Origin of the sequence: Cupriavidus sp. YR651 (assembly GCF_900101625.1) — a bacterium.
Classification (GTDB): Bacteria; Pseudomonadota; Gammaproteobacteria; order Burkholderiales; family Burkholderiaceae; genus Cupriavidus.
On the sequence record NZ_FMYZ01000001.1, the window covers coordinates 975,397 to 1,000,054 of the forward strand.

The 24,658-nt window shown below is 62.5% G+C and carries 23 protein-coding genes, 1 tRNA gene and 1 riboswitch; of the genes, 9 read left to right on the forward strand and 15 right to left on the reverse strand.

The window, feature by feature from the left end:
* Window positions 1-27: 27 nt before the first annotated feature.
* Window positions 28-270 (reverse strand): hypothetical protein, encoded by a 243-nt coding sequence (locus tag BLR29_RS04380; RefSeq protein ID WP_092134849.1) that lies wholly within the window; start codon window positions 268-270, stop codon window positions 28-30.
* 146 nt (window positions 271-416) lie between these two features.
* Here BLR29_RS04380 and BLR29_RS04385 point away from each other — a divergent pair, with 146 nt between their 5' ends.
* Window positions 417-695: a transcriptional regulator gene (locus BLR29_RS04385; protein WP_143018413.1), complete on the forward strand. Its 279-nt coding sequence runs from the start codon at window positions 417-419 to the stop codon at window positions 693-695.
* Between the two features lie 61 nt (window positions 696-756).
* Here BLR29_RS04385 and BLR29_RS04390 read toward each other — a convergent pair whose 3' ends face one another.
* From BLR29_RS04390 to ybgC, 14 genes are all read right to left on the reverse strand, one after another.
* Window positions 757-2,976, reverse strand: a complete 2,220-nt coding sequence (locus BLR29_RS04390; protein WP_092134853.1) for a DotA/TraY family protein — start codon at window positions 2,974-2,976, stop codon at window positions 757-759.
* Between the two features lie 666 nt (window positions 2,977-3,642).
* Window positions 3,643-4,671, reverse strand: a complete 1,029-nt coding sequence (locus BLR29_RS04395; RefSeq protein ID WP_092134854.1) for a CAP domain-containing protein — start codon at window positions 4,669-4,671, stop codon at window positions 3,643-3,645.
* Between the two features lie 209 nt (window positions 4,672-4,880).
* On the reverse strand, window positions 4,881-5,384 hold the full coding sequence (locus BLR29_RS04400; RefSeq protein WP_092134856.1) for a hypothetical protein: 504 nt from the start codon (window positions 5,382-5,384) through the stop codon (window positions 4,881-4,883).
* Window positions 5,385-5,542: 158 nt separating this feature from the next.
* Window positions 5,543-6,568 carry a tyrosine-type recombinase/integrase gene (locus tag BLR29_RS04405; protein ID WP_092134857.1) on the reverse strand — a complete coding sequence of 342 codons (1,026 nt, stop codon included), beginning with the start codon at window positions 6,566-6,568 and terminating at the stop codon, window positions 5,543-5,545.
* Window positions 6,569-6,706: 138 nt separating this feature from the next.
* A tRNA-Lys gene (locus BLR29_RS04410) sits at window positions 6,707-6,782 on the reverse strand.
* Window positions 6,783-6,851: 69 nt separating this feature from the next.
* A complete protein-coding gene (locus BLR29_RS04415; RefSeq protein WP_092134859.1) occupies window positions 6,852-7,967 on the reverse strand; it encodes a YeeE/YedE family protein in 1,116 nt (371 codons plus the stop codon).
* A gap of 83 nt (window positions 7,968-8,050) precedes the next feature.
* A complete protein-coding gene (gene queC, locus BLR29_RS04420; RefSeq protein WP_092134860.1) occupies window positions 8,051-8,731 on the reverse strand; it encodes a 7-cyano-7-deazaguanine synthase QueC in 681 nt (226 codons plus the stop codon).
* Window positions 8,732-8,996: 265 nt separating this feature from the next.
* Window positions 8,997-9,755: a tol-pal system protein YbgF gene (gene ybgF / locus BLR29_RS04425; RefSeq protein WP_092134862.1), complete on the reverse strand. Its 759-nt coding sequence runs from the start codon at window positions 9,753-9,755 to the stop codon at window positions 8,997-8,999.
* A 17-nt stretch (window positions 9,756-9,772) separates the two neighbouring features.
* Window positions 9,773-10,282: a peptidoglycan-associated lipoprotein Pal gene (gene pal, locus BLR29_RS04430; protein ID WP_176860870.1), complete on the reverse strand. Its 510-nt coding sequence runs from the start codon at window positions 10,280-10,282 to the stop codon at window positions 9,773-9,775.
* A gap of 20 nt (window positions 10,283-10,302) precedes the next feature.
* Window positions 10,303-11,646 carry a Tol-Pal system beta propeller repeat protein TolB gene (tolB, locus tag BLR29_RS04435; protein WP_092134863.1) on the reverse strand — a complete coding sequence of 448 codons (1,344 nt, stop codon included), beginning with the start codon at window positions 11,644-11,646 and terminating at the stop codon, window positions 10,303-10,305.
* A gap of 205 nt (window positions 11,647-11,851) precedes the next feature.
* Window positions 11,852-12,877, reverse strand: coding sequence for a cell envelope integrity protein TolA (tolA, locus tag BLR29_RS04440; protein ID WP_176860871.1), 1,026 nt, complete (start codon window positions 12,875-12,877; stop codon window positions 11,852-11,854).
* A 61-nt stretch (window positions 12,878-12,938) separates the two neighbouring features.
* Window positions 12,939-13,376 (reverse strand): protein TolR, encoded by a 438-nt coding sequence (gene tolR, locus BLR29_RS04445; protein ID WP_092134867.1) that lies wholly within the window; start codon window positions 13,374-13,376, stop codon window positions 12,939-12,941.
* 24 nt (window positions 13,377-13,400) lie between these two features.
* The gene (gene tolQ, locus BLR29_RS04450) at window positions 13,401-14,084 is read right to left on the reverse strand and encodes a protein TolQ (protein WP_066731701.1); all 684 of its coding nucleotides are present in this window, start codon (window positions 14,082-14,084) and stop codon (window positions 13,401-13,403) included.
* Window positions 14,081-14,485: a tol-pal system-associated acyl-CoA thioesterase gene (gene ybgC / locus BLR29_RS04455; RefSeq protein WP_092135465.1), complete on the reverse strand. Its 405-nt coding sequence runs from the start codon at window positions 14,483-14,485 to the stop codon at window positions 14,081-14,083. Before ybgC ends, tolQ begins: the two co-directional genes overlap by 4 nt.
* Before the next feature lie 165 nt (window positions 14,486-14,650).
* Window positions 14,651-14,752: riboswitch (ZMP/ZTP riboswitch) on the forward strand.
* Window positions 14,753-14,921: 169 nt separating this feature from the next.
* Between ybgC and glyA the strand changes: the two genes are divergently transcribed.
* The 8 genes from glyA (at window position 14,922) to BLR29_RS04495 (ending at window position 24,113) form a co-directional block, all read left to right on the forward strand.
* On the forward strand, window positions 14,922-16,169 hold the full coding sequence (gene glyA, locus BLR29_RS04460; protein WP_092134868.1) for a serine hydroxymethyltransferase: 1,248 nt from the start codon (window positions 14,922-14,924) through the stop codon (window positions 16,167-16,169).
* A gap of 165 nt (window positions 16,170-16,334) precedes the next feature.
* On the forward strand, window positions 16,335-16,802 hold the full coding sequence (gene nrdR / locus BLR29_RS04465) for a transcriptional regulator NrdR (RefSeq protein WP_092134870.1): 468 nt from the start codon (window positions 16,335-16,337) through the stop codon (window positions 16,800-16,802).
* Between the two features lie 175 nt (window positions 16,803-16,977).
* Complete coding sequence (pilV, locus tag BLR29_RS04470; RefSeq protein ID WP_092134872.1) at window positions 16,978-17,613, forward strand: type IV pilus modification protein PilV; 636 nt, start codon at window positions 16,978-16,980, stop codon at window positions 17,611-17,613.
* Window positions 17,613-18,551, forward strand: a complete 939-nt coding sequence (locus tag BLR29_RS04475; RefSeq protein ID WP_092134873.1) for a PilW family protein — start codon at window positions 17,613-17,615, stop codon at window positions 18,549-18,551. Before pilV ends, BLR29_RS04475 begins: the two co-directional genes overlap by 1 nt.
* On the forward strand, window positions 18,542-19,165 hold the full coding sequence (locus BLR29_RS04480; RefSeq protein ID WP_092134875.1) for a pilus assembly PilX family protein: 624 nt from the start codon (window positions 18,542-18,544) through the stop codon (window positions 19,163-19,165). The genes BLR29_RS04475 and BLR29_RS04480 overlap by 10 nt, the downstream gene beginning before the upstream one ends.
* 46 nt (window positions 19,166-19,211) lie before the next feature.
* The gene (locus tag BLR29_RS04485) at window positions 19,212-23,096 is read left to right on the forward strand and encodes a pilus assembly protein (protein WP_092134876.1); all 3,885 of its coding nucleotides are present in this window, start codon (window positions 19,212-19,214) and stop codon (window positions 23,094-23,096) included.
* 16 nt (window positions 23,097-23,112) lie between these two features.
* Entirely contained in the window at window positions 23,113-23,556 is a 444-nt protein-coding gene (locus BLR29_RS04490) for a type IV pilin protein (RefSeq protein WP_092134878.1), read from the forward strand.
* A 5-nt stretch (window positions 23,557-23,561) separates the two neighbouring features.
* Window positions 23,562-24,113 (forward strand): GspH/FimT family pseudopilin, encoded by a 552-nt coding sequence (locus tag BLR29_RS04495; protein WP_255371085.1) that lies wholly within the window; start codon window positions 23,562-23,564, stop codon window positions 24,111-24,113.
* The last annotated feature ends 545 nt before the right edge of the window (window positions 24,114-24,658 follow it).

Genomic DNA, 24,658 nt, shown 5'->3' on the forward strand with positions numbered 1-24,658 from the left:
GCGACCGGCGTGATGAGCAACTCCCGCTTAGCGCTTAACCATAAGCTGCCGTTCGGCTTCGCTCAGTTGATCCCGGTGTAGGTACACCCCTTTCGCGGCGCGCGGCACGCCAACCAGGCAGCCCTCAACACTACCGCCGACCAGCCCCACAACCTTTCCTTCAGGGGTCAGCCCCCACGCGGCGAGATGCCACACAGTTGGCGGGGCGGATTCTTTCACATCGGGATGGACGAAAAACCAGTCAGTTGCGGGAATGATCTGCGTGTACATTGGCGCACGTCCTTGGAAAGTTGATACTCCAGAGTAACCTATAAATCACTGATGATGACTGGCGGGCCGCGGATTTTCTGCCGGACTCAGGCCGTCGCCCCGCGCGCACGGCCTGCCCAAGCGTTGGCAACGCTTGCCAAGCCGGGTTGCTGCTGGCGATGGGAGCGGGCATCAAGATTGCCCGCTTGCGGCGCGGCGAGTCGATCGGCTTTGCGCGCCAACGGGCGGGCGTCACCCGAAACACCTGGACAAAGTTGGAGGAAGACGGCCCGGGCGTGGCTATCGGCCTGCCGGTCGAGGTTCTGCTCCCCTACGGGTTCGATCGGCAAGTCTTCGAGTTGGCATCCCCAGAGGCCGATGGAATGGGTAAGCGTCCGGACCTGAAACGACTGCCAAAGCGAGGAAATTCCCGCGCCAAAGTTTGACCACTCGCGCCTAGAAAAAAGGCCCGCGAAGGATCGCTGGCCTACCTGCTCGAGCTGCTCCTTAATTCCCCATCGCGACTTTCCCGCCCCAGCGCGCAAAGGTCTGGACGTGGTTATCGATCTTGCTGTCGAGCTCCTTGGCGAGGCGCGCCTCCATACCGTTCCCGAACCACGCGATCACCCGGTCCGGCAGCTCGTAGACCATGTTGAAGAGAACCTGCACCATCAAGATTAGCAGGATCAGCAGCAGCGCGAAGAAGCCAAGTATGCTCAGGACTCCGGTAACGGAGTTCCCTTGCACATTCGCCAGGGCGGGCCCAAACATCTGGAACAGTAGCGTGCCAACCAGTACAGAAGCAGCAGACGCGAAGAAGAAGCCGAGCACCATAAGCCCGGGGCGCAGCAGCATGTTCAGGATGTAGAGATAGCCCTTCTCCGTCCGCTGACCCAGACCCTCACCCTCAGCGTGCAGGTGAGAGAAAGCCCATACCTGCGCGGCGATCAGTCCTTCAATGAAGCTAGCGAAGTAACTCACCAAGGCGGTGAACCAAGTGATGAACGGGATGAACGGCACGTAGAACGACAGGATCATCCCCATAACAAGCATCGCGCCGAGGACAAATGGGGCGATGCCAACGAGATCTGACAGGATTGTTCCGAATATTCCGCCTTGCTTCAGCAGCTTGGCCTGCAGTCCGGAGACCGTCGTTGTTCCTGCGCTTTCCGAAGCTCCCAGACCGGCGGCCGTCACAGGCGTGCTACGCGCAACCACAGAAGCAGCGTAAGCCGTCTGGACGCCGGTTAGCAGCCAGTCACCCAGGTTTTTCGCCGCAATCAGCGGGTTCACCATCCCGTTGCCGCCCGAATCGCCAGCTACTCCGTTTGTCATGGCGAGCGTGATTGCCTGACCGACAGAGCAGTTGCCGGTAGCCGTCCCCATGCCTGCAGCCGTGCCGGCCTCGCCCAGCAACCCAGGCTCGTCACAATAGTCCTCGGTGCGACTGGCTACTGCCGTGCTGGCCTTGATGCCAAGGGAAGCTAGCCCATCGTGAACCGACTCGATCCGCCGGCCACCGGCGACCGCAAGCGCGTCCTCAGGACTTTGCACTTGTAGCGTCGTCTGCGTCATCGCCGTCTGAATGGCTGCGTTCATTTCCGCAAAGGTGCTGTACCAAGAGCCAATCGTTGTCCAGCCACCCTCCCGCATATTCGACAACGCCCGGTCTTTTAGCGAGTGGTCTTCCTTCGACTCGCTGCGCACCGCCGCCAGGAATTGTTGTTGGGCCTCAAACATGGTCTTGGCCACCGCCATGTCCGGGTAGAGAGGCGTTGGATTGACGCGCATGTGGGTCTGGCCGTCTTCTGCCGCGTAGGCGTCAAACCATGCCTGTGCCAGCTGCTGGATCTGGCTGTTCGCCGACTGCAGCACGATCGGGTAGTGCTGATTTGTCCGGTCGGCAATGGCCGCAATCTTGTCATAGTCCACCGCAGCATTCCGGAAGCCGAGGACGCTGTACGATGACCGGGTGCTATTGCCATGCGTGACGATCGTGATGCTGCCGCAGGCATCCGGCGCGACCAGCCTTGTGCCGTCGAATGTAATTTCATGCATTGGTTGGCCAGTCTTGCTCCGAAAATCGTTGCTTAGCATCGTGCAAACATGCATCGCAAAGAGGTCGCGCCCAAGCTCGCCGGTAAAACCGACCGTGCCCACCCCTTGCGCGATTGCCGGCGGCGGCACGATGGCCTCGAAGTCGGCGGCGCGATCGATGGCCGTGGTAGAGAGCAAATTCGCGATGCCGATCCCCAGGATACCAACCGTCATCATGATGGATTGTGCGAGGGAAAATCCCCCGAACACTGGCAGCATGCCACCGACGCCAATTGTCATGCGGATTGGCAACCAGAGCGTACTCAGCCGTTTGCCGAGCACTTCTCCTTCGTGGGCCGTCTGAGCGATCCCGGAAATTACGTGGTAACCAACCCAAGTTGCACCGATGACGAACAGGCACGCATTGAAGATGAAGAACATGCTACCGAGCAGTTCAGTCGGCGGGCCGATGGCGGCGAACGGGTTTTGCCCGAACTCGCCTAGCATGTTGTTGAGGATGGTGCGGGCCTTGTCTCCCGCGCCAGAGCCAGCGGCCTCGATCTGGCCATAGGTCGGCATATCCCCCATCGACTGTGCCATGGTCTGTGCCGACCATGAAATCAGCACTAGGCTTAATGTAAGGGCCAGGAGAAGAAGGATTGCGTGGTTGCGACGGGCATAGAGATTCATTGTCGATTCCCCTATTCGGTTACATGACCGGCCTCGGACAAGCGGCCAGCCGGGCCAAGGGTTTAGGGTGAGATGGGGGAGGGACAAAGCCCCCAATTCTGGTAGCCCGCCCCCGTGATCCCGGCCCCCACATTAGCGCCAGTAATGGCATTAAGACGTCCTTGGATCGACGCATCTTCGGAAAGCACCATGCACCCCCGGTCAATCAGGAACTGCGCTGGAGGCCGCATTGCGCTTGAGCCTGAGGTTAGGTAGTTCAAATAGTCGAACCCCCACGGTGCTGTCAGCAAGCCTGGATCACACGATCCGCTGCTGGTCGGTCCGTTCACGGATCCGAGCATGAGTGTGGCTTGGTCCGGCAGGGGGCCGTTCGTGAACCGCTCAAGCCTGACATAGCAGGTGACTCCGTTCATCGTATTGCCCAAGAATGCCCAGAGGCGATACGCGTATGACCATTGATCTGCTGGCGGTGCTGGAGGCGGCGGCGGGGGGATGTTCTCCGCGCAGTAAGCGATACCAGTTGTCGGCCTGCGGTCCCAATGCTGGGTGGGCCCACAGTCGGCAACCGTCATGGGCGGAGCTGGTAGCGTGATCAACTCCGCCCGCGATGCGGGCGCAGCGAGGAGCAGCATGGCAAAACAAATCGTTGTGCGCATTGCAGTTTCCTTAAATGGCCGTGAAGCTCCACGACCTCGACACCGCCACGCCGTTGCGCGCGCCGCTAAACGTCACCGTATGCAGGCCGGCCACGAGCGGTTGCGTGGGCAGCAGGAACACCACGCCAGCGTAGAGATTCGCGTCAGCAACTGCGCCAGTCATCGAACCGGACTTCGCCGCGATCGGTACCAGCACGCGAGCAGGCACCGCGGCGCCACTAGGACCGACCAGCGTAAAGCTACTGACCGTCACCACATCAGAGCCTTGCGGCGCAGACATGCGGAACATGATCGGCGTACCGGCCATCGCTACGTCAGGGGCTGGGTTCGGCGATTCCGACGCTGGATTGAACGAGCCGACAACGGTTGCGTTATCGACCGGGTAGTACGCCACAGCGTTCGTCGCCATCTGCTGGCCACCCCATTGCGGCAGGCCGTAGCCGCTGCCATTTGCGCCAGTGGTGATACCGAAGTTGATCACGCAGTAGCTGTCGCGGAAGGCGACGCCAATCGTTTCCTGATTGCTCGTCACGGCCTGCAGGTGATAGACGGAGCCGAGGAAGTTGCCCACACACTCTGCGCCATCGGTGAATCCGGCATGGCCCATCACTTGGCCAATCCATTGCGCCTTGCTGCCACCAGCGGCAACGACCTGGTCGTATGGCGTCGCACCCGTGAAGCCCGTCAGCGCCTGCGTTTCCGTGTGCATCGTGATGTTGTTCGCCTTCGCATACGTGATGTGGTTGTCGGCGGCCGTGTCGAGAATGGTGTCTTGCCGCAGCAGACCAACGCCCATCTTTCCGCGAACGCTGTTAAGGGCGCTGAACGCGCTTGAAAGCGCTGGAGTGGCATACGTGGGCGCAGGAACGCTAGTGACCGGCGTAACGGAGGTAGGCGCAACCACTGCGGGAGGTGTCGCGGTGCCGCCGCTGTTGCTTTGCGGAGCGGTACCACCATCACCGCCACCGCCGCATGCAGTCAGGGGCAAGAGTGAGGCAAAGGCAACGACGGAAAGAACTGCTTTAACGCTGTAGTGCATTTTTTCTTCCTTGTTGTTTCACTAGGTTTGAGTGGGAGATCACCTCAAAGCGCTACACCGCGCTTGAACGCGCTATGACGCGCTATGACGCGCCTGAACGCGCTTCAATCGCCCACGTTTTTTGCCACAGTAGAGCCGTGCAAGTGGCCGGCAATCTACGATTTCGACGGCGAAATTTGGTTCTTAATGGCTCTCTTGAGCGCTCAGTTTCAGGGCTTTGTGCCGACGTTGTGGATCTGGATTCGACACAAGATCCACGCCGTTACGAGACCAAGTGCAAAGTCATCCGGCGCCGCCTGATGCGACTCCACCAGGTTAGCGAGCGAACCCATTTCTCGACCGACAGACAAGGTGTCGAGGTACGCCTCATCGAGGCCGTTCCAGTGCAGCTCTGCGCGCTCGGTGGCTAGGTCGTGCCACTCGGGTGGGATGGGTGTCAAATCCACGGCCAGTGCCTCACGGTATGGGCCGGTCGCGAACAACATGCGGCCCGTGGTCAGACCAAAGGCAAAGGGTGTGGGAGCGGTGAGTTGGGCGATGACGAAATCGCACCGGGAGCGCACCTGGCGCAGCGCCAGGTGTCCGTGCGCAGCGAGCCACGGTGCCGTGTCGCGCTGCTTGGCCGCACGCTCGACGCGTTGCAGATCCTGGGAGCCTAGGACGGATGCCAGCCGAAGGCGGGTATGGGTTACGGTAGACTGTTGGACAGCCATAGTTCACCTCGTTAACAGGTGGGTTGTGGTTAGGTCTCTGCCAGGTGGCCGCTTGGCGGGGACCGCTTCGGAAATAAGCCTCGATTCCGTTCAAACTCGGCGTTGGAACAGGTTTCTTTGTTATCTCTATGGGCGCTGTAGGATTCGGGAGAGTGTTCTCAGCCCAGCCTGTCTAGCAAATCCTCTGGCCTCAAATGTGTGTAGCGCGCCAGCATCTGCATGCTTCGATGCCCAGAGATCGAAGCGACCTGCATTGGATGAAAGCCCTTTTCGAATAGGCGAGAGACGGCTTCGTGCCGAAGGTCGTGCCAGCGAAGGTCATCGATCTGCAGCCTGGCCAAGGTGCGCGTCCACACGAGCATTACCGCGTTTGGCGTCGTGGGAAGGACACGAGCGACCTCAGAAGCAGCGCCAGATTCCTCCAGCGGCTCGGCGCGAAGTGCAGCGAGAACGTTGTGGGCGCGAGTTGATAGCGGTAATACGGCTGGGACGCCTTTGTTTGCCGCGCGCCGGGCCTCAGCAGGAAAGCGGATCATCCTTGCCGGGAGATCGACCCACTCCCACCGAAGCGAGAACAAGCTACCTTTCCTTAGGGCCGTCTCAATTGCCAAGTCGAACGCCGGTGCGGCATATCTGTTCGCGCTCGACTCGAGCTGCGCCTTAATGGCGTCGTATTCGCCATCAGCAAGCCGACGATCACGGGCCGAGCTCCCACCAGGCTTTCGGATGTTTTTCAAGGGATTGGGCAGGCTCTCCAACCCCCACTCCTTCCTCGCCATCTCGAAAAGATGACTAACGAGCTGCAGTTCGAGTCGGATCGTGTTCTCCGCTTTTCCCTCCCCTCTGCGTCCGTCGCGATACTTGGCAAAATCCGCTCCTCTTAGCGAAGCAAGACTGCGATAAGCCAAGTCCGTCTTTAGCCAGCGCTGAATTCGGCCGTTTTCTTGGGTGGGATAGCGTTTGGCGGGGACAATCTCTCGACGATAACGCTCAAGCGCCTCTCTGAGTGTCGTACGCTCCGCTTCCGTACGGTCGGTATAGAGGCCGGCGTCCATGGACGACTCAACCTGCCGTGCCCATTGCTGGGCCTGCAGTTTAGTGTCGAAGGTTCGATAGGTCGGTTTATAGCCCTTCCGACGGACCTCCGCGCGCCAGTACGCGCCGCGCTGGGCGATGTAAGCCATTCCCGGTGCTCCATTCAAGCAATGTTTGAGGACATGCCTGGATGGTCTGATTCCGGCAGAATTCCGGCAAAGGCGAATTTCTGCTCAGCCAGAATGCAAAAAAGGCGTAGCGGTTGCCCGCTACGCCTTTCGCAAAACTGGTGGGTCGTGCGTGACTCGAACACGCGACCAACGGATTAAAAGTCCGCTGCTCTACCGACTGAGCTAACGACCCGGAAAAACTGAATCCGCGATTATAGGGATGGCCCCTAGGGGTGTCAAGCCGACGGGGCCGTCACCCCGCTCAGGCCATGCGCTCCAGCCGCCATATCTGATATTTGAAGGCCAGCACGGCACCGGCCAGGATCGCGGCGAAAACGATAAACGAGCCGACCGCCAGCGTCGATACGCCTGACAGCCCCTGCCCGATCGTGCAGCCCAGCGCGGTCACGCCGCCAGCCCCCATCAGCATGCCGCCGACCATGTGATTCGCCACGTCCTCCGCATTGCCAAACCCTTCCCAGCGAAACGTGCGCGATGCCAGCGCATAGGACGCGGCACCGGCAATCACGCCGATCACGCTGACGATGCCGATCGTCAGCACCTTGCTCTTATCGCTGAACATCATCAGCCAGTCCAGCGTGTAGGCATATGGTGCAACAAAGCTCAGGCTCTCCATGCGGCCGCTATTGGTCGCCGCGAACAGCTCTTCGAGGGTATTGGGGTCCTCGGCCACGTAGCCGACGTGGCCGGACACGTACCACATGCCGACGATGATCAGCCCCACGGCCAACCCGCCCAACAAGTTGTCGAACGTGCGGAAGCCCCTGCCCGCCAGCGCCCACAGGATCAGCGCCGCGCCGATGATGCCGCCAAGCGCCAGTTGCAGCGTGCCGCGCGCGATGCCGCTACCCTGCGCCACCAGCGACGGCAGGTCCTGCGTCGACGGCAGCGCCACCGCCACCGTGTCGACGGTGTTCACGCGCACCACGCCGAAGAGTCCCCGCAGCGTCATGTATGCCGACAGGCCTAGAAATACAAACACCACCAGCGACTTCAGATTGCCCGCACCGATGCGCACCAGCGTCTTGCTGCCGCAACCGGACGCCAGCACCATGCCGAAGCCGAACATCAGCCCACCCGCGGCAGCCGACAGCCAGCTCAGCTTTGCCGTCGTGTAGATCGTCTTGGTCGGATCGATCAGGCCAGCCCAGGCCAGCACGCCCGTGCCGATCATCGCCACGCCGATCGCCATGACCCACATGCGCATGCGGCTCCAGTCGCCAATATTCACAATGTCCGAGATGGCGCCCATCGTGCAGAAATGCGTGCGTTGCAGCACGGCGCCAAACAGGAAGGTCAGTACGAAGGTGCTCAACAGCACGGTGTGCGTGAGCGCAGGAATATCGATATCGGGCATGTCGGACCGGAGGTGGCTCTTGGATTTGTTGTTCTCTTGCGGGCGCTCCGCCGGCGCCCTCGTCTGTCTGCAATGTTGCGGTGTCAGGCAGCCTGGTAGCGGGTCGGGTCGGGTACGCCGGCGGCTTCGAAGCCGGCGCGGCGAATGCGGCAGGAGTCGCAGACACCGCAGGCCCGGCCCTCATCGTCGGCCTTGTAGCACGACACCGTCAGGCCGTAGTCCACACCCAGCTTCACGCCGGCGCGGATGATTTCCGCCTTGGTCATGTCGATGATCGGCGCGTGGACGCGGAAGCGGTCGCCCTCCACGCCCGCCTTGGTGGCCAGGTTGGCCAGCGACTCGTAGGCGGACACATACTCGGGACGGCAATCGGGATAGCCGGAATAGTCCACCGCATTGGCGCCGAAGAACAGATCGCGACCGCCGATGGCTTCGGCCCAGCCAAGTGCCAGCGACAGCATGATCGTGTTGCGAGCCGGCACATAGGTGATGGGGATGCCACTCGTCGCGCCGTCGGTCGGCACGTCCAGCGAATCATCGGTCAGGGCCGAGCCGCCGAAGCGGCGCAGGTCCAGGTCGATGATCTCGTGCCGCCTGGCGCCCAGCGCAGCGGCCACGTGCCTGGCGGCGTCGAGTTCGGACGAATGACGCTGGCCGTAGCGCATCGACAGCGCGTAGGTTTCGAACCCCGCCGCATTGGCCATGGCAAGGACGGTGGCGGAGTCGAGACCGCCGGAAAGCAGGACGATGGCGCGTTTGGTCATGATGATGTGAGGCGCAGGGGGGCCGCGTGAAAGAGGGTCGCCTGGGCGGCGAATCGCGTATTTTAGCGCGCCGGTCCGGGTGGCCGGAATCAGGCTGGGGTGATGGTGGAGATGGCGGTGGGCATCGACCGGGGGGACTGGATCGTCGGGGGATCGTCGGGGGATCGGCCGGGGATCGGCCAGACTGGCCGGATTGATCGGCCCCAGAAAGAAAAAACCCGCTTGCGCGGGTCTTTTCCTGACTCTCGTACTGCCAGTACTGCGATTACTTCAGGGTCTTCAGCCGGTTGCTCGCGGCCTGGGCCCCTTCCGTGCCCGGGTACTTGGCCACCACCGTCTCCAGCGTCTTCTTCGCCGCGGCCTTCTGGCCGGACTCGAGCTGGTTGTTGGCGATGGCGATCATGGCGTCAGGCACCTTCGGATGCGTCGGGTAAGCCTGGACCATGTTCTGCAGGACGTTTGTCGAGCCCTTGTAGTCGCGTTGCGCGTAGAGCGAATTGCCGAGCCAGAACTGCGCCAGCGGCAGGTACGGGCTTTGCGGGTACTTCTTCGCAAAGGACGAGAACGCACTGCCCGCGCCCTTGAAATCGCCCGACTGGAACTGCTTGAGCGCCGCGTCGTACTCAGGCTTCTCGGTCGCCTGGGCCACGCCCTCGCGACCATCCACGGTGACCTGCTGCGGCTCGAATTTCTTCAGGCGCGCGTCCAGGTCCGCGTAGTAGTCCTTCTGCTGCTTCTGCAGCGCGTCCACCGTGTTCTGCAGCACCTCGTTCTGACCGCGCAGCCGTGCCACCTCCTGTCGCAGACCTTCGAGCTGGTTCTGCATGTCGAGCTGGGTCCGGCTGTTCTGGTCGATACGCTGCGACGCCGTCGCCTGGAAACCGTTGAACTGGTCCCGCAGGGTGATCACCGCGCGGCGCGCCTCGTCGTCGTCAAAGACGCCGGCGTGTGCGGAAGTGGCCGCCAGCATGCCACCGCCGGAAACGGCAGCAAGCCACAGCAGGGTGGAAACGCGAGCATTCATGAAGGCTTATCCGTAGATCAGTAGGCGATATCGGCGCGACGGTTCTCGGCCCACGAGGCTTCGTCGTGACCGGTGGCCTTCGGCTTTTCCTTGCCCAGGCTCACGGCTTCCATTTGCGTCTCGGGCACGCCCAGCGACGAAAGCGAACGGCGCACGGCCTCGGCACGCTTCTGGCCCAGGGCCAGGTTGTACTCGCTCGTACCACGCTCATCGGTGTTGCCCTGGATCAGGATCTTGCGGCTCTTGTTGCCACCCAGGTATTGGGCGTGGGCTTGCAGCAAGCCTTGGTAGTCCGACTTGACGCTGTAGCTGTCGAAGTCGAAGTACACGCTGCGCTTGGCCAGCGGGCCGTTCGGATCGTTCAGCGGATCGCGCGAGACATCCACCGGTGCCACGTTGCGGGCATCCGCGCCCGGCGTGGTGCCGGCACCCGACTTGGCGGCGTCATCCAGCTTTACGCCGGAGCTGCAGGCACCCAGGGCGAGCAGTGCGGCGATGGCGAGCGATTTGGTCATCATTTTGGACATGGCGAGAGACTCCTCTTTTTCTACTGCATGAAAGGACCCCAGGACGGCTCGCGAACTTCGCCGGACTGGAGAGACAGAACCTGTTTCGTACGGCCGTCCGTGGAGACCGCCGCCAGCACTGCACGGCCGCCCACACGGGTGGCGTAGAGAATGTACTTGCCATTGGCGGCGAAGCTCGGGGCTTCGTCGTTGGACGTATCGGTGAGAGATGTCACATCACCATTGGACAGGTCCTGCAGCTGCAGCTTGAAGCCGCCCGTACGCGAGATGAAGGCCAGGTACTTGCCGTCCGGCGAGATGCGCGGACTGACGTTGTAGTTGCCCTTGAAGGTCACGCGTTGCGCCGCCCCGCCCTCTTCGCCCGAGACCGGCATGCGGTAGATCTGCGGCGCACCGCCGCGATCGCTGGTGAAATAGATGCTGCGGCCATCCGGCGAGAACTGCGGCTCTGTGTCGATCGCGCTGCTGCGCGACAGACGGCGCAGGCCGGAGCCATCCGCGTTGACCAGATAGACCTGCGTGTTGCCGTCGCGCGAGAGCGCCACCGCGATACGCTGGCCATCAGGCGACCACGACGGCGCGCTGTTGTTGCCCTTCTGGTTCGATACCAGCACGCGCTTGCCCGTGGCCAGGTCGTGCACGTAGATCACCGGCTTGCGGGCTTCGAACGAGACGTAGGCCACGCGGCGGCCATCCGGCGACCACGACGGCGAGATGATCGGCTCGTTGCTGGTCAGCGCTATCTGGGCGTTCTGGCCGTCCGAATCGGAAATCAGCAGCTGGTAGCGGCCGCCCACGCGGGACACGTAGGACAAGCGCGTGGCAAACACACCGCGCTCGCCCAGCAGCTTCTCGTAGATATAGTCGGCGATCTTGTGCGCGGTCACGCGCAGCTGGTTCTGCGAGACGTTGAACGCCAGACCGCCCAGGCTCTGGCCCTTGACCGTGTCGTACAGGCGGAAGCGGACTTCATACTGGCCGTTGCCGGAGGGGGTCACGCTGCCGGCGACGAATGCGTCGGCGCCGCGCGTCTTCCAGCTGCCGAGGTCCACCTGGGCGGACTCGGCCACCGTGGCACCGGCCGGATCGACGTTGCGGAAGCGGCCGCTGTTCTGGAGGTCGCTGCGGATAATGGCGGTCAGGTTCTGCGGGGCTTGTGCCTCGCCCTGGAAGTTGGCCGTGGCCACCGGGAACTGGTTCGAACCAACGCCGGTGATTTCCACGTTCAGTTGAGCGTGCGCGACGCCTGCTGACATCAGCGCCGCAGCCAGCCATGCCATCAGTGCGTGGCGGCTTTGCTCGCGGGTGGGGTGAGCGTTGTGCCGCCTCGCGGACAGCCAATTGGGGGCCCAAAGCTTTCGCATGCTGCTCCTCAGTCGATTTCAGAATTCATCGGTACGGCGGGCACAGCAAGAACGGCGAGACGGACGGCATGCGACTTGGCGCATACCCCGTTTGCGCACGTCTTGCACGCTGCCGGCCGCGTCAGGCAACCGTCAATGGTAGCAATCGGACTGGTGGCCCACGCTGAAGGTTGCATTATGTTGCAAATCATGACGTGTTCGACACTCAGTCCTTCGGACGGAACGTGATCGTGAAGCTCGACGGTGCCTTGCCGTCTTCATCGCGCGGCAGCGGGTCCGATCGCTGCACCGCACGCAGCACGGCGTTGTCCCAGTCGGAGTTGCCACTCGACTTGGTCACCCGCGCAGACAGCAACGATCCATCCGGCGCCAGCGACACGGACACCACCGCCGGCGGATTGCCTTCCACATCGCCGCCAAAAATGATGTTTGGCTTGACGCGTCGGCGCACGCGATCCGAGTACCCGGGCGACGCCTTGCCGCCCGACCCCGCGCCCGAGCCGGCCGCATTGCCCACGCCACCACCGCTCGCGGTGGCACCACCACCGGCCATGGCCTGCAGGCGCGCCAGCTCGCTCTTGCGCTGCGCGTTGGCCGCGGCCTCGCGCTTGGCCTTGGCATCCGCGTCGGCCTTGGCCTTGGCCTTCTGCTCGGCGTCGGCTTCAGCCTTGGCCTTCGCCTTTTGCTCGGCATCGGCGCGTGCCTTGGCATCCGCCTTGGCCTTGGCGTCAGCGGCTTCCTTGCGGTCGCGCTCGGCCTGTTCCTTGCGATCCTGTTCGGCCTTCTTCTTCGCGTCTTCCTTGCGCTGGGCGTCGAGCTGCTGCTGGCGCTGCTCTTCCTTGCGCTGGGCCTCGCGCTTTTCGGCGTCCTTCTTATCCTGTTCCTTGCGGGCGGCTTCCTGGCGCGCGGCCTCGCGCTCGGCGGCCTCCTCGGCCTGCTTGCGTTTCTGGCGTTCCAGCGCGATGTCCGCGTCTTCCTCGGACTTGCTGCGCACGGCGGGTTCGGGCGGCGCCGGGCGCGGCAGCACCACGGGCGGGGGCGGCGGCGCGGGCGCGACATCGGGAACCTCTTCCCACAACTCGGCCTCGGCCCCTACCGGCGTACTGCTCTGCCAGTGGACGCCGTAATACAGCACGATGCCCAGCAACAGGTGCATGAGCAGCGCCAACAGGAAGGACCGCGTCGTGCCGCGTTCCTTGACGGGCTGATACGGATAGGCGGCCACCTTCATGGCGCGCGATGGCCGTTGGCCTGGATGACGTGACGAAAGGCTGGCCACTTTGTCGCGACGCTTACTTTGATTTCACCATCAGGCCGACGCGCTTCACGCCATCGGACTTCAGGACGGACATCACGTCGAGCACGGCTTCATACTTGACGGCACGGTCGGCGGCAATCACGACAGGCTGGTCCGGGTTCTCGTTCTGGCGCTGATGCACGAACTCCAGCAGGCCGCGCTTGTCGAGCTTGCGCTCGAACGCGTTGCCGGCGTTGTCCTTGCCGCGCGCGGTCAGGGCGCCGTCTTCGTGCACGGTGACGATGACCGGCGGGGTCTTCTGCTGCGGCGTGGCGTTGGCCACCGACGGCAGGTCGACCACGGCCGGGTTCACAATGGGTGCCGCCACCATGAAGATGACGAGCAGCACGAGCATCACGTCGATATACGGAACGACGTTGATCTCGGCACTTGCCCGGCGGCGCGAGCCGCCTCGGCGCTGGATGGCTGCCATGGCTGGGGCTCCGGATACAGTGGTTTAGCGGGTCTGCCGTTGCAGGATGTTCAGGAATTCTTCCATGAAGCTTTCGAAGCGGATCGCCAGGCGATCGATCTCCGTCGCGTAACGGTTGTAGGCGATCACCGCGGGAATGGCGGCGAACAGGCCGATCGCCGTGGCAACGAGCGCTTCGGCAATACCGGGCGCCACGGATGCAAGCGTTGCCTGCTGCACATTCGAAAGACCGCGGAAGGCGTTCATGATCCCCCATACCGTGCCGAACAGGCCGATATACGGGCTGACCGAGCCGACCGAGGCCAGGAACGGCAGGTGCGATTCCAGCACGTCCATTTCGCGCTGATACGCGGCGCGCATGGCGCGGCGGGCGGCATCCAGCAGCGCGCCGGCATCGTTGCTGCGCTCGCGGGCCTTCAGGAATTCGCCCATGCCCGACTCGAAGATCCGTTCCAGCGCGCCAGTGTTGTGGCGATTGTTGACGGCACTGTTATAGAGCGCCTGCAGGTCGCCGCCAGCCCAGAAGTCGCGCTCGAACCCTTCCGTCTGGGTGCGTGCCGAACGCAGTGCCAGGTGCTTGCGGAAAATGTAGGTCCACGAGAAGAGGGACATCACCAGCAGCAGTGCCATGACGGCCTGTGCCAGCAGGCTGGCGTGGAGCACCAGCGAAATGATCGACAGGTCTTGCGTGACAGTCACTGGATTCATCGAGCGTTCTTGATGGTTGCGAGGACAGGGGCAGGAATCGGGGCCGGGCGAAACGTGCTTTTATCAACACATCCAACCCGGATAATGCCGCTGGCCAGTTGGAGGTCACCTCGCCACGCTTCTTGGGCGAATTGGACCGAAGCCGGCCCGACCCGTTCAATATGCGTACGGATCTCCAGCTGGTCATCCAGCCGGGCGGGCGCATTGTATTCCACGGCGGTACTGCGTACGACGAAGACCACACCGGACAGATCGGCGAGGGCTTGCTGTTCGATCCCGAGCGAGCGCAGCCATTCGGTGCGCGCCCGTTCGAAGAATTTGAGGTAGTTGGCGTAAAACACCACACCGCCTGCATCGGTGTCTTCCCAGTACACCCGCAGCGGCCAGACAAAGTTCGGCATGGGCGGCATTGTAGCGGAGCACGATGCCCGAACGGAGGTAAACCCGCAGGAGACTTTGCAACAGCAAGTTGCGAGCCAGGCCCCGCGCGGCTTTGCGGGAGGCGGGCTGGCCGGTGCACCGTCTTGCGGCAAGGCGCCGGCTCGCGTAAACTCTGCCGCAACCATTCCACCTTGCGCGACTGGCGAAGTCAGTGGGTACTACCACGAGGAAGCGCAAGTTCTTTGGGCGTGAAGCACAAGCGCCTGCCGCTCGCCTGGGCAGCGAATGGGAAGCAGGGTGCGCCCTGCACTGGATGGACGCTAACCACGTCCCCGGTGCTGGACGCCGATGCCTTCCCCGCGCGCCCTACCCGCGAAGTATCCCAAAAGTACCGATAGCGCCTGATCCGACACCCGGTCTTTCCATCGGTATCTCTTTTTACAGACGAGTCACGCCATGTTTGAACGCAGCCGTTTCACGATCGACCAGATCGATCCCGAAGTCTTTGCCGCGATCCAGAAGGAAAACCAGCGCCAGGAAGACCACATAGAGCTGATTGCTTCCGAGAACTACACCTCGCCGGCCGTGATGGCCGCCCAGGGTTCCCAACTGACCAACAAGTACGCCGAGGGCTATCCCGGCAAGCGCTACTACGGTGGCTGCGAGTACGTGGACGTGGTGGAACAGCTGGCCATCGACCGCGTGAAGCAACTGTTCGGCGCCGAAGCCGCCAACGTGCAGCCCAACTCGGGTTCGCAGGCCAACCAGGGCGTGTTCTTCGCCATGCTCAAGCCGGGCGACACCATCATGGGCATGAGCCTGGCCGAAGGCGGTCACCTGACCCACGGCATGGCGCTGAACATGAGCGGCAAGTGGTTCAACGTGGTGAGCTACGGCCTGAACGCCCAGGAAGACATCGATTACGACGCCCTGGAAAAGCTGGCCCAGGAAAAGAAGCCGAAGCTGATCATCGCCGGCGCCTCGGCCTTCTCCCTGCGCATCGACTTTGAACGCATCGCCAAGGTGGCCAAGGCCATCGGCGCCTACTTCATGGTGGACATGGCCCACTACGCGGGCCTGATCGCCGCCGGCGTCTACCCGAACCCGGTGCCGCACGCCGACTTCGTGACCACCACCACCCACAAGAGCCTGCGCGGCCCGCGTGGTGGCGTGATCCTGATGAAGGCGGAGCACGAGAAGGCCATCAACTCGGCCATCTTCCCGGGCATCCAGGGCGGTCCGCTGATGCACGTCATCGCCGGCAAGGCCGTGGCCTTCAAGGAAGCGCTCACGCCCGAGTTCAAGGCTTACCAGCAGCAAGTGGTGAAGAACGCCGCCGTGCTGGCGGAAACCCTGATCGCCCGCGGCCTGCGCATCGTGTCCGGCAAGACGGAAAGCCACGTGATGCTGGTGGACCTGCGCGCCAAGAAGATCACCGGCAAGGAAGCCGAGAAGATCCTGGGCGATGCGCATATCACCGTCAACAAGAACGCCATCCCGAACGATCCGGAAAAGCCGTTCGTGACCTCGGGCATCCGCCTGGGCTCGCCGGCCATGACCACCCGTGGCTTCAAGGAAGAAGAAGCACGCCAGGTGGCCAACCTGATCGCCGACGTGCTGGACAACCCGCACGACGAAGCCAACATCGCCGCGGTGCGCGAGCAGGTCTCCGCCCTGACCCGCCGCTTCCCGGTCTACGGCTGAGCGGCACGACGGGCAGTCGACATCGGCGGCTGCCTGTATATATAGTGCGTGCAGTGCGCGCCAAAAACGGCGCCGCTCCGGCGGCGCCGTTTAACCTGCCGCAAGGTCGCAACAGAAGTAAAAGATGGACAATGCGGCCCGGCTCAATTCATCAGGTGGTCCGGCATGAAATGCCCCTTCTGCGGTCATTCCAATACCCAGGTCCTTGACAGTCGCGTCTCGGAAGACGGCGACACCGTGCGCCGCCGCCGGCGTTGCGAGGCCTGCGACCGCCGCTTCACCACCTACGAGCGCATCGAGCTCTTCTTCCCCGCCATCGTCAAGAAAAACGGCTCGCGCGTGGACTACACCCGCGCCAAGCTGAAGGACTCCATGCGACTGGCCCTGCGCAAGCGGCCGGTGTCGGCCGAGGCCATCGACCAATCCATTACCCGCATCGAAGAAAAACTGCTGGCGCTGGGCGAGAAGGAAATCCCCAGCAGCCAGGTGGGCGAGCTGGTCATGCGCGAACTGCGCAAACTCGACAAAATTGCCTATATTCGCTTTGCTTCCGTTTATCGCAGTTTTGAAGATGTGTCTGAATTTCGCGACGTGCTCGACGAGTTTTCGCCCCCTACCCCACGAAAGGGGTAGCTACTTCACAAAAAAAGCTGTCTAATCTGCACTGACCTCCTTCGGGTATGGAGGCCAGTTGGCGAGCGCGCGAACCGCGGAACCGACCCCGACAGAGGGCCGGGACGCATAAATCTCCGGCGCGCCGTCCGTAAAAAAGCAAAAAATCAGTTCGATTTTTGGACGGGAGTCACAAATGGGTCAGTCACGCTGCCGGAGGGCGGCCGGCTTTACCATGCTCGAAGCATTGGTAGCAATCGTCGTGCTCGCCTTCGGCGTGCTCGGCGTGGCCAACCTCCTGATCAAGTCATTCCGCTTCGCCCAACAATCCTCGTACGACATCGTTGCAATGCAACTCGCCAATGACATGGCTGAGCGCATGCGGTCGAACGGCAATCTGACGGATTCGGGCACATTCAATGCAATCGATACCCAGAACGGCGCACCGGTAGTCACGGGCCCCGGCAATCTCTACAACGGCGCCTGTACGGGCGGGGCCGCAACCTGTGCGCCCCTTGCCGCAAACTTCGAACTCGCCGAATGGACGCAGCGTGTCCAGAGCAGCCTGCCGGGCGGGCGCGCCATCATCTGCCGCGACGCCACCACTTACGGCCTGACGACTGGCTACCAATGGGCATGTAACGCGGCAACCGGCGGAACGAACTCCACCACCGACACCCCGCTCGTCATCAAGATCGGCTGGGTCTCGCGTTTCACGGACCGCCAGGGAACGGACATCGCTACCGGCACCACCATGACCGATTCGGTGGGCGCCAATGGAACAGCGACGCCGCAAATGGTTGTTGTCGTCCTGCCGGGAGTCAAGAGCTGATGCCGCGCAAAAATAACTCCCGTGTCACGGGCCGCAGCGGCGGCTATACGCTCGTCGAACTGATGGTGACGCTCGTTATCACGATGCTGATCCTGATCGCCGGCTTGTCCTTCTATCTGATGAGTCGCAACAGTTACGTGACGATCGATGACAACGCCAACCTCGAAGAGCGAGGCAACTTCGCGTTGTCCGTCCTCACTCGCCTGGCTCGCCAGACAGCGTACGTGCCGCAAGGTCCAGATGGTAGTGGCGCTCCGATGTCGGTCAGCGCACAGATGATCAATGGCCTGGATAGCTGCTCCACACCCAACGACAGCGAAACGCTGGCTTGCGGCCCGGGCGCTGCCATCAACAGCAGCGACACGCTGATGATCCGCTACTACGGCGTCAGCTCGGCAGCCGATCCAAATCTGCCGGACGGCTCTGTCGTGGATTGCTCTGGCCTGGGCGTGGCGGGCACTAACGACCCCGACCAGGCCGACACCAAGCGCGGGTTATCGATACTCTTCGTCGCCAATGGCGCTAACGGCAAGCCATCGCTGATGTGCAAGTACCGCGTGCGTGTCGCAGGCAAGGAAACCGACAGCACGTTCGTGACCCAGGAACTCGTGCCCGGCGTGGAGACGATGCAGGTGCTCTACGGCGTAACCACTCCTGGCGATGAGGTGCCATACAAATACTTGCCCGCGGCAAGCGTGGCCGCCACCGACTGGCGCAACGTGGTGACCGCGAAAATCGCGCTGGTCATCCGCGCGGATAACGCCAGTGCGGATGCCGGCGGCCCGGCAACGTTCCAGCTCTTCGGCCCGCTATACACCGGCGCGAATGCCACATACACGCCGGCAACCGATATACAAGCCGCCCGCAAGCTGTATTTCGCAACCGTCCAGATTCGCAACTATCAGTCTTGCCTTGCCGAGGATCCGTCATGCATTTGACCATCCGCCATGCCAAGTTTGTCCGTCGCGCCAACGCACAAGGCGTGGCGCTCATCACCGCCGTGATCATGCTGCTGGTCATCACGTTGCTGGCGTTGGGCGGCGCGCGCATCGCGCTGGACACCAAGCGATCCACCCGCAACCAGCGCGACTTTGAAATCGCCTATCAGGCAGCGGAAGCCGCGTTGCGCGATGCCGAGATGGACATCCAGAATGCCGTTGGGCCGAACAGCCGCTCCACCAAATTCTCGCCATCGTCACCGGAGGGGTTCCTCCCCGGCGGCTGCAATACCGGCACCAACCTTGGCCTGTGCGACACCTTCGCCACAACGGGCGAACCTATCTGGAACACGGTCGACTGGACCGCGACAGTGGGCAACACCACGGTCGAGTACGGCACCTTCACGGGGCGCAGCTTTCCCACCGGTTCCGGTCTGACGCCGGGCCGCAAGCCGCGCTATCTGATTGAGCTACTGCGGGAAACGTCGTCCGGCGGACTGGCCAGCGACCCGACTGCCACGAGATACATGTACCGGATTACTGCAGTGGGGTTCGGCCCGAACGACACCACGCGCGCGATGGTGCAGTCAACCTACCGCAAGTCCGACCTCTAATTCCATTCCCACGACGGGTCACCCCAAACGCAACGGGACAGAATTCATGAAGATCATTCAACGTCTGGCGCCAGTGTGCGCCATGCTGTGGAGCGTGATGCTGGCCGCCGCGCCGGCCAGCGTACCGACCGTATCCATCTCGTCGACGCCGCTTTACGGCCAGTCTCAGAACATCCACCCGAACCTGATGCTGACCCTGTCCGTGGAATTTCCCACGACCGGTGCGGCCTATCGCGGGGCCTACGACAAGAGCGCCGCGTACCTGGGTTACTTCAACAACACGAAGTGCTACACATACGACGCGACAAACGGTTACTTCAAGATCTCTGGCAACGCCACCAGCGACACGCACGAATGCTCGGGCGACTTCAGCGGCAACTTCATGAACTGGGCGGCCTCGTCGGCAATTGACGAACTTCGCCTGGCCATGACGGGCGGTGACCGTGTGATCGACACCCGCACGCAGACCGTGCTCCAGCGCGCGTTGTTGCAAGGGGACTTCTTCAAGAGCGGCAGCTATTTCCCGCTCAAGAGCATCAACGGGGGCGGTACGAACAGCGCGCCCAGCAAGGTGACGCCATTCAACTACTCCACCCTGTACATGGCATCTTGCGGCAATCACATCTTCTTCTCGGATGCCGACGGCACGGCGACATGCGCCAGCCTGGGCAAGTACGCAGATGTCACCAAGAACGGCGCCGTCACCGAGCGCCGCGGTTTCCGTGTCCAGGTCCAGGTCTGCGACAGCAACGAAGCCACCACGCGCACCGACCTCTGCTACAGCTATGACGGCACCAACTACAAGCCCGTCGGCGAAATGCAGCGCAACGCGGACCGCGTGCGCTTTGCGGCTTTCGGCTACCTGAACGACGGCACCAAAGACACCTCCAAGCCGCAGAACGAACGCTACGGTGGCGTGCTGCGCGCGCCGATGAAGTATGTGGGCGACAACGCAGTCAACACGTCGCTGAACACGATCACGAACCCCGCGAAGGAATGGGATACGTATGGCGTGCTGCTGCAGAATCCGCTGAACATCACGACAAACAGCAACAGTGGCGTCATCAATTACCTGAACAAGTTCGGCCGCACGATGGTCACGAACCTGGGTCAGCCGACGGACAATCCGCTGGGCGCCTACAAGACCTTCGACCCCTTGGGCGAGCTGTATTACGAAAGCATCCGCTACCTGCAGTTCCACCCGAACGGCCCGACACCGGAGGCGATCAACAACCTGACCACCGCATACGCTGACAATTTCCCCGTGTACACCACGTGGGATACCGATCCGATGCTCAATAGCTGCCAGCGCAACTATGTCCTGACGATCGGCGACATCAACACCCACCAGGACCACTACATCCCCGGCAATTCGATTGCCAATCAGGGCGATCCGGCGCGCCCCAAGGACACGTGGAGCAACTTCGACGTGGTGGACTGGACCAACAGGGTTGGCGCGTTGGAAACGAATACGCCCGCGGCCGGCAACTCGAATCCGCTCGGCTCGGCATTTACCAGCCTGGGCACGAAGAACCACCCAACCTCCTCGAACTCGACGTACTACATGGCTGGCGTGGCCTACTGGGCCCATACCTCGGCGTTCCGCCCGACAATGCCTGAAGCGCGTGTCACGACGTTCGGCATCGACGTGAACGAAAACGGCAATGGCACGGTGGGCGATACGCAGAAGCAGAGCCAGATCTTCCTGGCCGCCAAGTACGGCGGCTTCAAGGAGGAAACCACCGACGGCGGCAACAAGGATGGCAACCCCTTCAAGACGCTGGGGACCGGCGGTACGGTGGTCACAAACAATACGGAGTGGGAAGCAGCACCGACAGGCTCGGGCATCCCCTCCAACTGGTTCCTGGCCAGCCAGCCGGCAAAGATGATTAGTGCGATCAAGCAGATCTTCACGCAGATCACCAGCTCGGCCGGGACGCTTTCCGGTGTGGCGCTGAGCAGCAGCCGGATCATCCAGAACGAATATGTCTACACGCCCGGCTTTGACCAGCAATGGAACGGCAAGCTGACCGCGTATCCGCTGGTCAAGGCATCCGACGGCACTGTATCCATCTCTTCCACGCAAGTGTGGGAAGCGAGTTCTCGCCTGGCCAGCAAGACCTTCTCCACGCGCTCGATTTTCACCACCAGCAGTACGACCAACACGGGGGCGGCTTTTGCCTGGTCTAACCTCGGCAAGGCTCAGCAGGACGCCCTGAACCTCAACCCGGGTACCGGCACCAGCGACGGCCGTGGCCAGCAGCGCGTGGACTACCTGCGCGGCGACCGCAGCCAGGAAGGGGACGCCCTGGGTAATGGCGGCATCTTCCGTGCCCGCAAGACGGTATTCGGCGACATCATCAATTCCGGCCCGGCGTACGTGGGCGCTCCGTCCACCTCGCGCTACGGCACCGGTTACTCGAATTTCCTGTCGACCTACGTCACCCGGACGCCGATGGTCTACGTCGGCGCCAACGATGGCATGCTGCACGGATTCAACGCCACTACGGGCGATGAAGTGTTCGCCTATGTGCCGAATGCCGTGATGGGGAACCTGAACCAGCTGACCTCGCCCACGTATGTCCACCGCGCCTACGTGGATGCCACGCCAGTCATTTCCGAAGCGCAGATCGGCGGCACCTGGAAGTCGGTGTTGACTGGGGGTTTCGGCGGTGGCGCCCAGGGTGTCTACGCGCTGGATGTCACCGACCCGACCGGCAGCCGCAGCGGATCCGCTTTTGGCGCGTCCAACGTGATCTGGGAATTCACCGACAAGGACGACGCCGACATGGGCAACGTCATGGGCACGCCGGTGATCGCCAAGCTGCAGACCGGGACCGACAGCAGCAACCTGCCCGTCTACAAGTGGTTCGTGATTGTCGGCAATGGCCTGAACTCCAACCAGGCAGACGGCGCAGCCAACGATCGCGCGCCGGGTGTGCTGTTCATCCTGTCGCTGGACAAGGCACCGGGCACGGGCTGGTCGCTGAACGGCAACTACTGGAAGATCGTCACGCCCTCCCCTTCCGCCACGCCGCCGTACACATCGGCCAACGGCCTGAGCACGCCGGCGATGATTAGCGCGACGAACGGCAGTGCCACGGCCCTGTACGCGGGAGATCTTCAGGGCAACCTCTGGAAGTTCGTGGTGTCCGGCCTGCCCTCCACCTGGAACGGCAATACCAACGGCGCTCTGCCCGTCTACGGCGGCACGCCGGGCCGGCCGCTGTTCGTGGCGACCTCGACCAGTGGCGTGCGCCAGCCGATCACCATGCAGCCGCAGGTAGTCTACGCACCGGGCGGATACATGGTGCTCTTCGGGACCGGCAAGTACTACGAACTGGCGGATACCAACACCAACGCGACGCAATCCAACTCGTTCTATGGCATTTACGATAGCAACGGCACCAATTTCGTCAGCAACCGCAGCCAGTTGAATCAGTTGACGCTGACCTCCACCGACAACGGCAAGTCGATCGCGTTCAGCGGCAGCACGGCGGCACCTGGTTATGTCGCCCCGCGCAAGCCGGGCTGGGTCATTGACTTCCTCGACCCAACCGAGCGCCAGATCACGGCGGCCGTGGTATCGGGCGGCCTGGTGTATTTCAACTCGATCTACACCGCGACCGGCACCTGCGGTACGGCGGGCGGCAGCCGCAGCTACGCGCTGAACACGCTGACCGGCATGCCCACCACTGGCGTTTCCGGCTACCTCTCGTCGATCGGCCTGCTGGGAGCACCGTCGATCATCATCACCAACGTTGTGGTGGGAGATCGGGGCTCCATCGGCGGCTTGCCACAGACGACGACGACCCAGGTGATCGGCTTCGGCACGTCGGGCGCAGCCACGACGTCGCCCTCGACAATGTCGAAGTCGCGCCCGGGCCGGCTGACCTGGCGCGAAGTCCGCAACTTCAAGATACCCAACTGATCCGCAGAGGACTGCCATGACACCACGCTTATCCAATCGTCATCGCGGCTTCACACTTGCCGAGATGATGGTCACGGTTGCCATCATCGGCATCCTGAGCGCCTTCGCGTACCCGTCCTATCAGGAATTCATCCTGAAAGGACGGCGCACCGAGGCCAAGGCATCGCTGATGGAGAACATGCAACTGTTCGAGCGCCATTACTCGCAAGTCAACACGTATTTTTCCGCTGGCACGACCACGGTCTGGAACGGCTACAAGCCATACTCCGGCGACAACGCCACCAGCGGCAAATACACGATCCGGGCGGTCGATTGCGGCAATACGGGTCAATGTATCGAACTGCAGGCGGCGCCAAAGAGCGCGGACGCCACCTGCGGCACGCTGGTCTATCGCAGCACGGGTGAGAAGCTCGCGATCATCAGCGGCACCACGCCGACAACCGTCCCTAACTGCTGGTGATCATCATGCGTGCAAATCAACCCACGACCCTGCGTCCGCGCGGCTTCACGCTGCTGGAGCTGATCACCACGATGGCAGTCGGCGTCGTGCTGGTAGGTTTTGCCGTGCCCAGCATGGCGAATTTCATGCGTAATCATCGCGCGCTGACCGTCGCGGACAGCTTCAGCACGGCCGTCACCAAGGCCCGGTCGATTGCGGCCGCCACCAACAGCTATGTCACCGTGGCGCCGATGGATGGCAGCAATTGGAGCAGCGGCTGGAGAGTCTTCTCCGAGGGCGCAACGCCCAATGGCACTTATGAGAACACCGAGAAGCTGATCGGCGTGTACGAAAAGTTGCCGACAGACGTCATCATCACGGACGTCAGTACTCCCGCGGGCCTGAACTACATTTCCTTCTCTCCGGTCGGCTATTCGCAGAACGCAGACAAGGCACAGATGTCCATGACGGCCGGCTTCCAGATCGGCACCTCCAGACGCGTCGTGGAAGTCAGCTTGTTGGGTCGCTCGCGCGTGTGCAATCCCGACGTGGACACAACTACCTGCGCCATGCCTTGATGCTCGCATGCCGGCTGAGGGCGCGGCTGAGCCGTCATGCCATCTGCCGCTAGCGCGAAAGCACGCGGTCCGCTCCACCTCAGAAACAAACTGATTCACCGCCTCCACACCCGGACAAGTTTTAGCGCCTGATACGCGGCTATCGTGGTCATCCGTTCCCTCAGAACCGATGCGCCATGCCCACAACGCCGCTGCGTCCTCCTCTCCCCTGCCTCTCTCCATGCCGAAGCCGGAACCGCCTCCGGCCAGTCGCCGGTGAATTCGGTTACGTCCTGTTCGAATCCTTGCTGTGCGTGGCCCTTGTCGGGCTTGGCGCGCTGCCACTCGCGATGCTCGGTCCGGCCTGGCTACGTTGGGTTGGCGAGCAGGAAAGCCTGACTCTCGCGACACGACTGGCGGCGGAGCGAGCTGAGACAGCGTCCGACTCATCGCCAATGGTGAACGGCGATGGGCAGCATGCCCGCCTTTGCGATGCGGTGGATGCCGCCTCCGGAGAACATCCGCCACACTGCGCGCCGGGCGCGCGCATCGCACTCGCCGGGCCA